15 protein-coding genes and 1 riboswitch are annotated in these 13,497 nt (G+C 66.1%); of the genes, 12 read left to right on the plus strand and 3 right to left on the minus strand.

Annotated elements, in window-relative coordinates; genetic code table 11:
* Nucleotides 1–5: 5 nt before the first annotated feature.
* Entirely contained in the window at nucleotides 6–947 is a 942-nt protein-coding gene (locus tag AB0I14_RS00880; RefSeq protein ID WP_358014507.1) for a hypothetical protein, read from the minus strand.
* Nucleotides 948–2,711, minus strand: coding sequence for an MFS transporter (locus tag AB0I14_RS00885; RefSeq protein WP_358014510.1), 1,764 nt, complete (start codon nucleotides 2,709–2,711; stop codon nucleotides 948–950).
* A gap of 242 nt (nucleotides 2,712–2,953) precedes the next feature.
* A riboswitch (TPP riboswitch) is annotated at nucleotides 2,954–3,063 on the plus strand.
* Here AB0I14_RS00885 and thiC point away from each other — a divergent pair.
* From thiC to AB0I14_RS00935, 10 genes are all read left to right on the plus strand, one after another.
* On the plus strand, nucleotides 3,052–4,683 hold the full coding sequence (gene thiC / locus AB0I14_RS00890) for a phosphomethylpyrimidine synthase ThiC (RefSeq protein ID WP_358014513.1): 1,632 nt from the start codon (nucleotides 3,052–3,054) through the stop codon (nucleotides 4,681–4,683). (Overlaps the previous riboswitch by 12 nt.)
* Before the next feature lie 7 nt (nucleotides 4,684–4,690).
* A complete protein-coding gene (gene thiD, locus AB0I14_RS00895; protein ID WP_358014516.1) occupies nucleotides 4,691–5,536 on the plus strand; it encodes a bifunctional hydroxymethylpyrimidine kinase/phosphomethylpyrimidine kinase in 846 nt (281 codons plus the stop codon).
* A complete protein-coding gene (locus AB0I14_RS00900) occupies nucleotides 5,533–6,171 on the plus strand; it encodes an alpha/beta family hydrolase (RefSeq protein WP_358014519.1) in 639 nt (212 codons plus the stop codon). The genes thiD and AB0I14_RS00900 overlap by 4 nt, the downstream gene beginning before the upstream one ends.
* Nucleotides 6,168–6,722, plus strand: coding sequence for a septum formation family protein (locus AB0I14_RS00905; RefSeq protein WP_358014522.1), 555 nt, complete (start codon nucleotides 6,168–6,170; stop codon nucleotides 6,720–6,722). The genes AB0I14_RS00900 and AB0I14_RS00905 overlap by 4 nt, the downstream gene beginning before the upstream one ends.
* Nucleotides 6,723–6,768: 46 nt before the next feature.
* Nucleotides 6,769–8,148 carry a cytochrome P450 gene (locus AB0I14_RS00910; RefSeq protein WP_358014525.1) on the plus strand — a complete coding sequence of 460 codons (1,380 nt, stop codon included), beginning with the start codon at nucleotides 6,769–6,771 and terminating at the stop codon, nucleotides 8,146–8,148.
* Complete coding sequence (locus tag AB0I14_RS00915; protein WP_358014528.1) at nucleotides 8,145–8,414, plus strand: DUF3303 family protein; 270 nt, start codon at nucleotides 8,145–8,147, stop codon at nucleotides 8,412–8,414. The genes AB0I14_RS00910 and AB0I14_RS00915 overlap by 4 nt, the downstream gene beginning before the upstream one ends.
* A 112-nt stretch (nucleotides 8,415–8,526) precedes the next feature.
* Nucleotides 8,527–9,450 (plus strand): DUF5996 family protein, encoded by a 924-nt coding sequence (locus tag AB0I14_RS00920; protein WP_358014531.1) that lies wholly within the window; start codon nucleotides 8,527–8,529, stop codon nucleotides 9,448–9,450.
* Nucleotides 9,451–9,479: 29 nt separating this feature from the next.
* Complete coding sequence (locus tag AB0I14_RS00925; RefSeq protein WP_358014534.1) at nucleotides 9,480–9,776, plus strand: hypothetical protein; 297 nt, start codon at nucleotides 9,480–9,482, stop codon at nucleotides 9,774–9,776.
* 58 nt (nucleotides 9,777–9,834) lie between these two features.
* Nucleotides 9,835–11,316, plus strand: coding sequence for an NAD(P)/FAD-dependent oxidoreductase (locus AB0I14_RS00930; protein WP_358014536.1), 1,482 nt, complete (start codon nucleotides 9,835–9,837; stop codon nucleotides 11,314–11,316).
* Nucleotides 11,317–11,332: 16 nt separating this feature from the next.
* Nucleotides 11,333–11,602 carry a hypothetical protein gene (locus AB0I14_RS00935; protein WP_358014538.1) on the plus strand — a complete coding sequence of 90 codons (270 nt, stop codon included), beginning with the start codon at nucleotides 11,333–11,335 and terminating at the stop codon, nucleotides 11,600–11,602.
* Here the strand turns inward: AB0I14_RS00935 and AB0I14_RS00940 are convergent.
* The gene (locus AB0I14_RS00940) at nucleotides 11,569–12,816 is read right to left on the minus strand and encodes a helix-turn-helix domain-containing protein (RefSeq protein WP_358014541.1); all 1,248 of its coding nucleotides are present in this window, start codon (nucleotides 12,814–12,816) and stop codon (nucleotides 11,569–11,571) included. The genes AB0I14_RS00935 and AB0I14_RS00940 overlap by 34 nt on opposite strands.
* A 96-nt stretch (nucleotides 12,817–12,912) precedes the next feature.
* Here AB0I14_RS00940 and AB0I14_RS00945 point away from each other — a divergent pair, with 96 nt between their 5' ends.
* Nucleotides 12,913–13,137: a hypothetical protein gene (locus AB0I14_RS00945; RefSeq protein ID WP_358014544.1), complete on the plus strand. Its 225-nt coding sequence runs from the start codon at nucleotides 12,913–12,915 to the stop codon at nucleotides 13,135–13,137.
* Between the two features lie 10 nt (nucleotides 13,138–13,147).
* Nucleotides 13,148–13,474, plus strand: a complete 327-nt coding sequence (locus AB0I14_RS00950; protein WP_358014547.1) for a hypothetical protein — start codon at nucleotides 13,148–13,150, stop codon at nucleotides 13,472–13,474.
* The last annotated feature ends 23 nt before the right edge of the window (nucleotides 13,475–13,497 follow it).

A 13,497-nucleotide genomic window follows, 5' to 3' on the forward strand; every position in this document is an offset into this window, starting at 1 on the left:
GTCCGCTACGACGGTGCCTCCACGCAGTAGACCCGCGCCGGCTCGGGGAAGGCCGCCACCTTCGCACCGGAATCACACACGGAGGTGTCCGTTGATCCGTCGACCCGCTTGACGATCTTCGTGACAGCGTTCGGGTCGGAGCATTCCACCGGGGTGACGCGCTTGCTCGCTTCGTCGATGTCGAAGCACTCGCCCTCCGCGACATCCAGGATGAAGCAGTAGGTCAGGGACTCGGTGGTGAGCACCGCATAGTTCGAGTCGTCGCGTTCGCCGTCCGGGCAGGTCGCGGATCCGCCCCCTTTGGAAGCCAACTCGTAGACGGCCTCCGCGTCGCTGCAGCTGACCGGCGTGGGGTTCATGTCCGCCTTGTCGTACTGATCGCCGGTGATGCAATCTCCCACCGTCAGACCACCCGACCCCGAGGACCTGGAACCTGAGCTCGAGCTCGACTCCGACGCGCGTGACGCCATCCGCCCAGCGATTCCCAACAGACCGAGCACCAGCAGAATCACACCGATCACGATCATTGCCGTACCGGACTTCTTGGGTGGCGCGCCGTAGGCCGGTGGGTAGCCGGGCTGTTGCGGATATCCCGGCTGCGGGAAGCCGGGCTGTTGCGGGTAACCCGGCTGTGGGTAGCCCTGCTGTGGGTAACCCGGCTGCGGATAGCCCTGCGGGTACCCGGGTTGCGGGTAGGCGCCCGGCGGGTACCCCGGCTGGCCGCTCGGCTTCGACCGGGACGACGAACGCCGAACCAGACCGAGGATGAGCAGCAACAGCCCCAAACCGGGGATCAGCAGCGTGCCAAGGACAGCGCCCGCGGAATACGCGGCGCTACCGGCGGCGGCCAATGTGTGCACGACCATGGCGGCGAGTATTTCATGACGGGCGCGCAAAAAAGGTTTGCCGACCGGACCGCTCAGGGCCTCGTTGTCGGCTCCCGCCACTCAGGCCTCGTTGTCGGCTCCCTGCTCCGTCCCATAGCGGCCCGCGCTGAACATCGACGCCACCGCGCCGATCACCATCATTACCGCTGCGGCGGCGAACACCACCGTCAGACCGGAATGGAACGGCTCGGTGATCAGCTGGGGGAAGAACGTCTGTCCGGTGATCACGTCCGCGTTCACACCCGGCTGGTGCAGCGCGTCGTAGGGTGCGAGCAACTCCGCCATCGGGTTGTAGCCCAGGAAGGCCGCGAACAGGCTGCCGACCGGGGGCAGGTTCGCCACGTCGTGGGCCACCGAGGCCGAAACACCTTGCTGCGTCAGGCCGGTGGTCAACGCCGCGGGCAACGTGTTGGCCAGCCCGACGATCATCAGCGAGAAGAAGATGCCGATCGACAGCGAGTTGCCGGCGTTGAAGAAGGTGGACCGCACGCCGGAGGCCGCCCCACGTTGACCGGCCGGCACGCTCGACATGATGGCCGCGGTGTTGGGGGCGGTGAAGATGCCGCCGCCCAGGCCGTTGAGGAACACCAGGATTGCGAACACCCAGTAATCGAAGTTGACCGGGATGAGCAGGAGCGCCACGAAGGTGGCCGCCATCAGCAGCATGCCGCCCACGGTCAGCGGCCGCGCGCCGATGCGATCGGAGAGCGATCCGGCGATCGGCGCGGCGACCAGGAATCCGATGGTGACCGGCAACAGGTAGATGCCGGCCCACAGCGGGGTGGACTCGAAGCTGTAGCCGTGCAGCGGCAGCCAGATGCCCTGCAACCAGATGATGAGCATGAACTGCAGCCCGCCGCGGCCCACCGAGGACATCAGCCCGGCCAGGTTGCCCATCCCGAACGCGGCCGATTTGAACAATCGGATGTCGACCATCGGCGACGACACCTTCAACTCGACGACGCAGAACGCCACCAGTAGCAGCAGGCCGACGGCGATGGAGCCCAGAACCCACGGGCTGGTCCAGCCGGTGGTCGAGTCTCCATAGGGCTGGATGCCGTAGGTGATGCCGATCAGCAGCACCGTCAGTCCCAGCCCGAAGGTCAGCGTGCCGGCCCAGTCGAGCCGTCCGGCGGTGCGGACACCGAGTTCCTTGAGTGAGCGATAGCTCCAGATGGTGCCGATGATGCCGATCGGCACGCCCACCCAGAAGATGGCCTTCCAGTGCCACTCGGACAGGAAGCCGCCGATCAGCAATCCGAGGAATGAGCCGGCAACGGCGGCCACCATGTTCGTGCCCAGCGCCATCCCGCGCTGGTTGGCGGGGAAGGCGTCGGTGAGGATCGCCGACGACGAGGCCATCAGCATGGCGCCGCCGACGCCCTGGATCACGCGCCAGCCGATCAGCCAGACCGCGCCGCCACCGAGTTGGAACGGGTCGAAGGACAGCGCGATCGCGGCCAGGGTGAAGACCACGAAGCCGAGGTTGTAGATGCGGACCCGGCCGTACATGTCGCCGAGACGTCCGAACGGCACGACGAGCACCGCGGTCACCACCAGGTAGCCCATCAGCATCCACAGCAGGTAGCTGACGTTGCCGGGGGCCAGCGGGTTCAGCCCGATGCCTCGGAAGATCGCCGGCAGCGAGATCAACACGATCGAGGCATTGATGGAGGCCAGCAGGATGCCCAGCGTGGTGTTGGACAGCACCACCCACTTGTAGAACGGGTGGTCGTGGTCCATCCGTTTGCGGCGGTCGGCGGTCTCGGCCTCGGCGGCGTCGACGCCTCCCGGCGGGTTCGTCACTTCTGCGTCAGTCGTCATTTGGTGTTCGCATCTCATATCGCTTCAAGGGCCATATCCAGGGCCGTAGCGGCCCAAAACGTGCAAAACACATATATTAGCTATGCAAATCAAGCCGAGGCAACTCGAATGAGCGGTTTCGCTGCGACGGCGCCGCCGGTTTCCACGTCAGGGTCGTGCCACCTCGCTCAACACATCCCAGGCGTAGAAAGCGGCGACATCCGGTTCCCCCGACCCCCGGCTCTGCGCTAGGTTGGGGCCTGCAAACCACACGCGGGAGTGCGCACGAGCGCACTGAGAGGACGGGTACGCCCGTCGACCGTACGAACCTGACCGGGTAATGCCGGCGTAGGGAGATGAAATGAGTAGTGCTCTTGTTGACCCATCCGTGACCACCGGGCCCATCACCGGAAGCACCAAGGTCTATCGCGAGATCAACCATGACGACACGGCCCTGCGCGTGCCGTTTCGCCGGGTGAACCTCACCAACGGGGAACATCTGGACCTGTACGACACCTCGGGCCCGTACACCGACGACGGTGCGGCGATCGACCTGAACACCGGCCTGCCGGGTCGGCCCGGGGTACACAAAGATCGCGGCACCCAGCTGCAGCGGGCCCGCGCCGGGGAGATCACCGCCGAGATGGCGTACATCGCTGAGCGCGAAGGTGTTTCGCCCGAGTTGGTGCGTGACGAGGTGGCCCGGGGCCGCGCGGTCATCCCGGCCAACCACAACCACCCCGAGAGCGAGCCGATGATCATCGGCAAGGCATTCGGGGTGAAAGTCAATGCCAATATCGGCAATTCGGCCGTCACGTCGTCGATCGGCGAGGAGGTCGACAAGATGGTGTGGGCCACCCGATGGGGTGCCGACACCATCATGGACCTGTCCACGGGTAAGGACATCCACCTGACCCGGGAGTGGATCCTGCGCAACTCCCCGGTTCCGGTCGGCACCGTCCCGATCTACCAGGCACTGGAGAAGGTCAACGGCGATCCCACCAAGCTGACCTGGGAGATGTACCGCGACACCGTGATTGAGCAGTGTGAACAGGGTGTCGACTATATGACGGTGCACGCCGGGGTGAAGCTGGCTTACATCCCGCTGACGGTCAACCGGGTCACCGGCATCGTGTCCCGGGGTGGGTCGATCATGGCGGCGTGGTGCCTGGCGCATCACACCGAGTCGTTCCTCTACACCCACTTCGAAGAACTGTGCGAGATCCTGGCCCGCTACGACGTGACGTTCTCGCTGGGCGACGGGTTGCGGCCCGGGTCCATCGCCGACGCCAACGACGAGGCCCAGTTCGCCGAGCTGCGCACCCTGGGTGAGCTCACCAAGATCGCCAAATCCCATGGGGTGCAGGTGATGATCGAGGGACCGGGCCATGTCCCGATGCACAAGATCGTCGAGAACGTGCGTCTGGAGGAGGAATGGTGCGAGGAGGCGCCGTTCTACACTCTCGGCCCGCTGGCCACCGATATCGCCCCGGCGTATGACCACATTACTTCGGCGATCGGCGCGGCCATCATCGCCCAGGCCGGCACCGCGATGCTGTGTTACGTCACCCCCAAGGAACACCTGGGTCTGCCGGACCGTAAGGACGTCAAGGACGGCGTGATCGCCTACAAGATCGCCGCGCACGCCGGCGATCTGGCCAAGGGGCACCCCCGGGCACAGCAGCGCGACGACGCACTCTCCAAGGCGCGGTTCGAGTTCCGTTGGCACGATCAGTTCGCGTTGTCACTGGATCCCGACACCGCCCGCGAGTTCCACGACGAGACGCTGCCCGCCGAACCGGCCAAGACCGCGCACTTCTGCTCGATGTGTGGCCCCAAGTTCTGCTCGATGCGCATCTCGCAGGACATCCGGGACGCCTATCCGGACGGCACGGCACCCGAGTCCGCGGACGAGATTGCGCGGGGAATGGCCGAGAAATCCCAGGAGTTCGCCGACCACGGAAACCGTGTTTACCTACCCTTGACCACGTGAGGCCGAAGTGAACTTCTTGCCATTGGTGCCCGCGGGTGACACCCCGCTTCGGGTGATGACCATCGCCGGGTCCGATTCCGGCGGTGGCGCCGGAATCCAGGCGGACATGCGAACCTTCGCCATGCTCGGCCTGCACGGCTGCGTCGCGGTCACCGCGGTTACGGTGCAGAATTCGGTCGGCGTCAAGGGTTTTCACGAGATCCCGCTCGACGTCGTCGCGGGTCAGATCTCGGCGGTCACCTCCGATATCGGGATCCAGGCCGCCAAGACCGGCATGTTGGCCTCCTCGGAGATCATCACCACGATCGCCGAGACCTGGCGCATGGAGGGACTCGGGGGGCCTTCGGCCCCTGTCCCGCTGGTCGTCGATCCGGTGTGCGCCTCGATGCACGGCGATCCGCTGCTGCACCACAGCGCCCTGGACGCGCTGCGCACCGAGTTGTTCCCGCTGGCCACGCTGGTCACCCCGAACCTCGACGAGGTCCGGTTGCTGGTCGACATCGAGGTCGTCGACGAGGCCTCGCAACGGGACGCGGCGCGCGCGCTGCACGCGCTGGGGCCGCAGTGGGCGCTGGTCAAGGGTGGGCACCTGCGTTCGTCGCCGGACAGCCCGGACCTGCTGTTCGACGGCACCGAATTCCATGAGTTCGCCGCGCCGCGGATCGATACCGGCAACGACCACGGGGCCGGCGACACCCTCGCGGCGGCAACGGCTTGCGCACTGGCACACGGCTATTCGGTTCCCCGAGCGGTGGAGTTCGGCAAGGCCTGGGTAACCGAGTGCATCCGATCCGCCTATCCACTGGGCCACGGCCACGGCCCGGTGAACGCCCTGTTCCGGTTGCAGTCGTGAACCTCGACGCGATCGCGGGCGTCGCCCACGAACCCGAGACCACCCCGGCCGGCGTCGTGGTGCTCACCCACGGCGCGGGCGGTAACCGAGACTCGGCGATGCTGGTCAAGATCTGCGACGAATGGGCGTCACGCGGCTGGCTGGCCGTCCGCTACAACCTGCCCTACCGCCGTCGCAGACCCAAGGGACCGCCGTCGGGATCGGCAGCAGGTGACCAGGAAGGCATCGCCGAGGCGATCGCACTGGCCCGCAGCCTCACCGACGGCCCCGTGATCGCGGGTGGGCATTCCTACGGCGGGCGGATGACCTCGATGGTCGCCAGCGAAGGAAACGAGCCGGGGGCGGCCATTGATGTCCTTACGCTCTTCTCCTACCCGCTGCATCCGCCGGGCAAGCCGGAACGCGCCCGCACCGAGCATCTGCCCGGCATCACGGTGCCCACTGTGTTCACCCACGGCACCTCCGATCCGTTCGGCACGATCGACGAACTCACGGCGGCTGCGGCATTGGTGAGCGGACCGACCGAGCTGGTGGTCATCGACGGTGCCCGCCACGACCTCGGATCCAAGCGCCTGGACGTGCCCGCCCTTGCGGTGGATGCGGCGCTACGGGCAGTCGATATCGTCGAACCATGACCTTCTCTCCCGGTCCGCCCGGCCCCACCGGCCCGCAGGGCCACAACTACCCGCCACCGCCTCCGCAGCCGTATTCCACCGGCCCCGACCAGTTCTCGGCACCACCGAAGAAGTCCTGGGCGCCCAAGTGGGTGCTGCTGGGTGTGGTCGTACTGGCGGCGATCACGGTCGCGGCGGGCGCGGCGTTCTACCTCGCCCGGGACCGCGGCGCCACCGAAGCCAGCCAGGTCCGCTCGGGTGATTGCCTGACCGAGATCCCCGACAGCAGCCGCGTGCTGTACGTCAAGACGGTGAGTTGCGACCAGCCGCACAAGGGTGAAGTGTTCGCGGTACTGCCGCTGCCCGACGGGGATTTCCCCGGCGACGCCGCGGTGGTCAAGTACGCCGACAAGTGTGCGCCGGCGCTCGACGAGTATGCCCCCGACGCCAACGCGGAATCCGGGATCCAGCTGTTCGTCCTGTACCCGACCGCGGACTCCTGGCAACGTGGGGACCGCACCGTCACGTGCATCGCTACCAGCAAAAATCCCCGCACCGACAAAATAGGGTAACGCACTACTCTAGGCCGCCGAGACCGCGCGATCAGACACTCGATGCATGGTCGAGATCGATACGCGGACTGCCGCAGCCACCCTGCCGCTCGCCCCGCGCAATCCCCTGCCCTACCGACAAACGATCAAGGCGATGCGGTCCTTCATCGACGGGCATCAACGGCTCCGCGACACCGGAGGGCCCGTCAGCCGGATGGTGCTGGGCCCGCGGTGGCTGATTCCCCCGGTCTTGTTGGTCACGTCTCCGCAGGGAGCGCGCGACGTCCTGGGGCGCCGCGATTCGGTCGCCGATCGCGGCAGCGCCCTCAACATGGTCGAACTGCGCCGGCTGATGGGCGGCAACCTGCTGAACCTGCCGCACGAGCGGTGGCTGCCGCGCCGCCGAACGCTGCAGCCGATGTTCACCAAGCGCAACGTCCCGCGGTATGCGGGGCACATGGCCGCCGCAGCGCAGTCGATCGTGGACGGCTGGCGCAACGGTGAGACCGTCGATCTGGACGTCGCGTGCCGGGCGCTCACGCTGCGGGCGCTGGGCCGGTCGGTGTTCGGACTGGATCTCGACGAGCGGGCCGATGACGTGGGCCCGTCACTGCGTACCGCGTTGTCCTGGATCTCCGATCGGTCGGTACGGCCGGTGAACTTCCCGCAGTGGGTGCCCACCGGCGGCCAACGCAGGGCCAAGGCGGCCAACGCCCGCCTGCATCGGTTGGCCGCCGAGATCCTCGCCGGGGTGCGCACCGATCCCGATCGGGACGCACCGCTGGTGCGCGCGCTCATCGAGGCCCGTGACCCGGATACCGGCCGAGCGCTGACCGACGACGAAATCTGCGATGAATTGGTGCTTTTCATGCTCGCCGGGCACGACACGACCTCGACCACATTGTGTTACTCGCTGTGGGCGCTGGGCCGTAATCCCGACATCGAGGCCCGCGTGTACGACGAAGTCGCGGCGCTGGGCGAGCGCACGCTGACGCCCGAGGATGTACCGCACCTCGAACACACCGTGCGGGTGCTGCACGAGGCATTGCGGCTGTGTCCGCCCGGCGCCGGCACGCCGCGGATGCTCAACGAGGAGATGACCGTGGATGGCTACCGCGCCGAGGCCGGCACGATGGCGATGGTCAATTTCTACGTCATGCACCGTGATCCGGCTCTGTGGGACGATCCGCTGACCTTCGACCCGGACCGGTTCACTCCCGAGCGTGCGTCGGGTCGAAACCGTTGGCAGTACCTGCCTTTCGGCGGTGGCCCGCGGTCCTGCGTCGGTGATCACTTCGCCATGCTGGAGGCCACCCTGGCGCTGGCGACCATCGTGCGCGAGGTCGGTGTGACCTCGCTGCGCGACGACTTCCCGGTGGAGACCCCCTTCACCGTCATCGCCGCCGAGCCGATCCCGGCCCGCATCACCAGGAGGAGTACGCCATGAAGTTCATCGTGCACTGGACTCAGTCGCAGGCGAACTACCGAGATGCGATCGAGAAGTTCAAGCAGACCGGCGGCCAGGTTCCGGAAGGGGCGACGATGCTTCACCGTTGGTGGGGCATGAACGGGCAGGGTTTCGCCATCGTGGAGACCGACGACGCCAAGGCCATGTTCGAGTCGGTGGCGGAGTGGGGCGAGTTCCTCACCTTCGACATCACGCCCGCAATCGAGGACGCCGAGGCCGGCGAGGTGATCGCCAAGCTGTTCTGATCCCGGCACGGTGCCGTCGTTCCACCTCTAACCTCGGTGACACGCAGCTAGGCTGGCGTCACCGAGGTTGGAGATCCACGAGTCGTCAGCGGCGGAAGGTGGCACCTGTCTCATGAACGCTCGCCCGGGCAACCCTTGGCCGGCACTGCGGGTATCGGATTGGGAGCCCACCCGCGACACCCTGCACATGTGGACGCAGATCGTGGGGAAGATCCGCCTGACGCATTCGCCACTGCTCAACCACTGGTGGCAGGTGACCTTCTACGTGAGTCCGCGCGGTCTGACCACGGGGTCGATCCCGTATCGAAACCGGTTGTTCGACATGGAGTTCGACTTCATCGACCACGTGCTTGCGATCCGCACCAGCGACGGTGCAATACGCACCGTGGCATTGGCGCCGAAATCGGTTGCCGAGTTCTATGCCGAGACCTTCGCCGCACTCGAACAACTGGATATCGAAACGCGAATCTCGGCGAGCCCCAACGAGGTTGACCCCGCCATACCGTTTGCCGACGATCACCAGCACGCCTCCTACGACCCCGAGGCCGCGAACTTGTTCTGGCGCCAGCTGGTCCAGACGCACCGGGTGATCAGCGACTTCCGCGCGTATTTCATCGGCAAGGTGAGCCCCGCGCACTTCTTCTGGGGTTCGTTCGACATGGCCTGCACCAGATTCTCCGGCCGCCCAGCTCCCGAGCACCCCGGCGGTGCACCCAACTGCGCGGATTGGGTGATGGTGGAGGGGTATTCGCACGAGTTGAGCAGTTGCGGTTTCTGGCCGGGTGGCGGCGAGGAGGGTGCGTTCTACGCCTACGCCTATCCCGAGCCGGAAGGTTTCGCCGACTATCCCGTCGGCCCGGACGCAGCGTTCTACAGCCCGGACTTCAGGCAGTTCCTACTCCCCTACGAAGCGGTGCGGACGTCCGCCGATCCGGACCGTGCCCTGATGGATTTCCTGCAATCGACCTATGCGGCCGCCGCCGATCTGGCCGGCTGGGACCGGGCAAGTCTGGAATGCGATCCGCAGCGCTGGTGACACCCACACGAATAGGACGGGAGAACCCCATGAAGCTCAGCATCGTCGGCGGCGTAGCTGTCGCACTGATGGCCGGCGGGTTGATCGCCTCGGCACCACCGGCCGCCGCGGGCTGCCAATACGGCGGGCCGGTGATCAGCAAGTGCGACGGGCCTGTCCAACCCGACGGCACCTGGCAGCGGTGCATGGGAACTTGGGGCTATGTGCCCAGCGGCTTCAGCTCCCACCTGGTGCCGGTCAAGCGCTGCGATGTGATGGGTCCTGGCCACGAGATCGCTCCGTGGGATCTCCCGTTCGCCGACCCGCCGACGCGTATCGACGACTGAACCCCGGGGCAATTGAGCCCTCGACAAAGTACCCGATACCTGCGGTACTGTCTGCAGCATGAGCCCGGGATACGAGGCAGTCATCGTCGGCGCGGGATTCGCCGGCATCGGCGCCGCCATCCAGCTCAAACGGCTGGGCATCGAGAACTTCGTGATCCTGGATCGCGAGGACGACCTGGGCGGCACCTGGTACGTCAACCACTACCCCGGCCTGGCCGTCGACGTGCCCACCACGACCTACTCGTACTTCTTCGAGCCGAATCCGAACTGGTCGAGGCTGTTCTCCACCGGCACCGAGATCAAGCAGTACGCCGACGATGTCGCCGACAAGTACGACGTGCGCCGCCACATCCGGTTCAACACGACCGTCGAGGGTGCCCACTGGGATGACGAGGCCGCACTCTGGCGGGTCACCGTAGCCGGTGGCGAAACGCTGAGCGCACGTTTCCTGATCACCGCCACCGGCTTCCTGTCCCAGCCGCACACCCCCGACATCACCGGCATCGCCGACTTCACCGGCAAGGTCATCCACACCACCGACTGGGACGACGGCTACCGGCCCGACGGCCGCCGGATCGCGATCATCGGCACCGGCGCCACCGCGGTGCAGCTCATCCCCGAACTGGCCCGCAGGGCTGCGGACCTGACGGTCTACCAGCGCACCCCGATCTGGGTCGTCCCCAAGATCGACCTGCGGTTCTCCGAGCGGGTCAAGGCGCTCTTCGCCCGGATCCCGCTGACTCAGCGGGCCGTGCGTGCGGTCACCGACGCCATCTACGCATTCATGGTCGACACCGCTGTGCTCAAGCACCGGTACTTCCGGCGGTTCAACATCGCCGCGGCCGATTTGGCCAAGCTGCACCGGTTCGTCTCGATCCGCGATCCCGAACTGCGCCGCAAGCTGACCCCGGACTACGACTTCGGTTGCAAGCGCCCGACGTTCTCCAACGGGTACTACCGCACGTTCACCAAACCGCACGTGCACCTGCAGGCGGATGGCATCGAACGCGTCGACGCCGACGGCATCGTCAACTCAGACGGCACCCGGACCGACATCGACACCCTCGTGCTGGCGACGGGGTTCGATCTGTGGGAGGCCAACTTCCCGGCCATCGAGGTGATCGGACGTGACGGCCGCAACCTCGGAAAGTGGTGGCGGGAAACCCGGTTCCAGGCCTACCAGGGCGTCTCGATGCCGTACTTCCCGAACTACCTGAGCCTGGCCAGTCCATACGCCTTCCTGGGTCTGAACTTCTTCAACACCATGGAGTATCAGATGCACCTGATGGACCGGTTGTTCGGCGAACTCAAGCGCCGGAAGGCGACGACGTTCGAGGTCACCGAAGCGGCCAACTCCCGATATCTGGACCGGATGACCGAGGCGCTGGGCGATTCCCTGTTCACCCTCGGGAACTGCGCATCGGCACGGTCGTACTATTTCAATCCGAGCGGCGAGGCAACGCTGCTCAGGCCGATGACGACCCGCCGGGCCGTCGCGGAAGCTTCACAATTCCCGTTGAGCGACTACACATTTGCCTGATCAGAGAGGATCACACATGGCAGAGGGCAAGAACTCCAAGCTGGTCAAGCTCGTCGGCCTCAGCGTGGCCGGCGCCGGTGTCTCACATTTTGTGAAGCCGCAGCTGTTCGAGTCGATCACCAAGTCGGCGTTCCCCGAGAACACGCATAAGCACATCTACACCAACGGCGGTATCGAAACCACGATCGGCCTTGGCCTGCTGCTGCCCAAGACCCGCAAGCTGGCCGCCGTCGGCACGCTCGGCTATGTGGCCTACCTGGCCGGCAACGCCGTCCGTAACCGGTAACGGCCCAGCAGCGTCATATCGACCATGACCGCGACGACGGCTCGGGCCTGCTCCGAATTCTCGTAGTTCATGAGCCGGCCCAAGTCGATCACCAACGCCATCGCCGCATGAACGGCGAAGCGCGCCTGCCCCGCACTCCACCGCGGGCGTACCGGCATGACCACCTCCACCCACGATTCCACCGCCGCCCGCTGCAGGTCGCGCAGGATCTTCTGGTCGGCAGGCGTCATGTTGAGGCGTTCGGTGTAGTAGACGTAGTCGAGTTCGGGGCGGTCGAAGGAGCGGGCCACGTAGTCGTCGATGAGGGCGCCCAGTGCCTGCTCCGGGTCCGTCGCCGCGCCGAGCACCTCGGCCATGTCGGCCGACAACCGGTCGGCCGCGCGCCGGAACCCGGCCGCCAGGATGTCGGACTTGCCGGAGAAGTACCGGTAGATCCCCGAGGCGGGCATGCCCACCGCGGCGGCGATGTCCTCCATCGTGGTGTCGCGATAGCCGTTCTGATTGAACAGCCGCATCGATTCAGTCAGCAGCGCTTCGTATTTCGTCACGCTCACGACGGGTGGCGGCGTCACCACGGGGTCCGTCGTGCTGGAAAACTCCGGCAACTCGGCCGCCAGCACGGTGTCGCAGATATCGGCGAGCAGTGCGCGGACCTGACCGGCGGGCAGTTTGGACCGATGGTCGACGACGCTGCCGATCACGCCGAGCACCGCAGTCGACAGCGTCCAGCGGGCCCGCGAGCTCAGTTCGGGCCGCAATTCCATGAGCGGCCGGTGAATCCGCCGATGCACGGTCCGCACCTGCGCGTCGAGGGTGCTCTGGTCGTCGCCGCGCAGATAACGCGCCTCCCAGCGGTACAGCCCACCGGATTCGCGATTAACCAAAGCGGTGTCACTGAGCGCGGCGACGATGAGGCGCAACCGCTCGCGCGGGTCGCTGTCGGCCTCATCGGCGAACGCGGTCCCGTCGACGAGTTGCTGGCTGAGGTTGAGCACCGCGTCGCGAAACAATTCGTACTTGCTGGAATAGTGCCGGTACAACGCGGCCGCGGAGATCCCGACCCGCGACGCGATGGCCTCCATGCTCACGCCGTGATATCCGAGAGCGCTGAAAGACTCCGCCGAGGCCCGCGCTATCTGGGCCTTTCGGTCTTTGGGACGGCGTCGCACAACTCTGGCACCACTGTCGATCGACCGGGGCGAGATGCGCGCCATTCCGTCACACTAACGGACCGAACAGCGGGGTCAAAATGGTAGTTCGGCAGAGAATCGGCGTTAACATAGATGGCGTTGAGGCCAGATGGGGGTCGCATGTTTGCCAGGCTGCGGAGGTTGCTGGCCTACCGCGTCGCACTCGGCGAGCTGATCGTCGTAGCTGTGGTGCTGGGTGTGCCGTACCTGTTGGTCGGTACCGTCTGGTCCGGTACGCACACCGACCATCTGCAATCGATGGGCGGTCTCGACGCGGTGGTGTCCTTCCTGGGGGCGATCGTCTCGTGGCCGGTGTTGTTGTTCACCGACGTATGCATGACGTGAGGGGGGAACGGTGAGTTTTCGCGCCGTCTATATCGGAATCGCCGGGGCAGTGGTGCTCGCCATCGGGCTGTACCTGCTGAGCCTGCCGGTCTACCTTGACGACTTCGACCAGTTCGGTATGCAGATCCCCTGCGGTTCCGGGTACGGCGCACACCTCGTGCAGGCCACTGCCGCCGGCCAGGAGTACGCGGACAAGTGCGGGTCGGCCGTGATGACCCGCAGGTTGTGGACCATCCCGATTGTCGCAGTCGGGGCACTGGCCCTGATCGCGGTGCTGTTTCGCGCCGCAACGTCGTCAGCACACGAGACGCTGCTGCCCAACCGCGATACGCCCTGATTCAGAGCGGCCGTTCTTGTCGG

The sequence above is a fragment of the Mycobacterium sp. NPDC050441 genome (assembly GCF_040655355.1).
In the GTDB taxonomy this organism is placed as follows: domain Bacteria; phylum Actinomycetota; class Actinomycetes; order Mycobacteriales; family Mycobacteriaceae; genus Mycobacterium.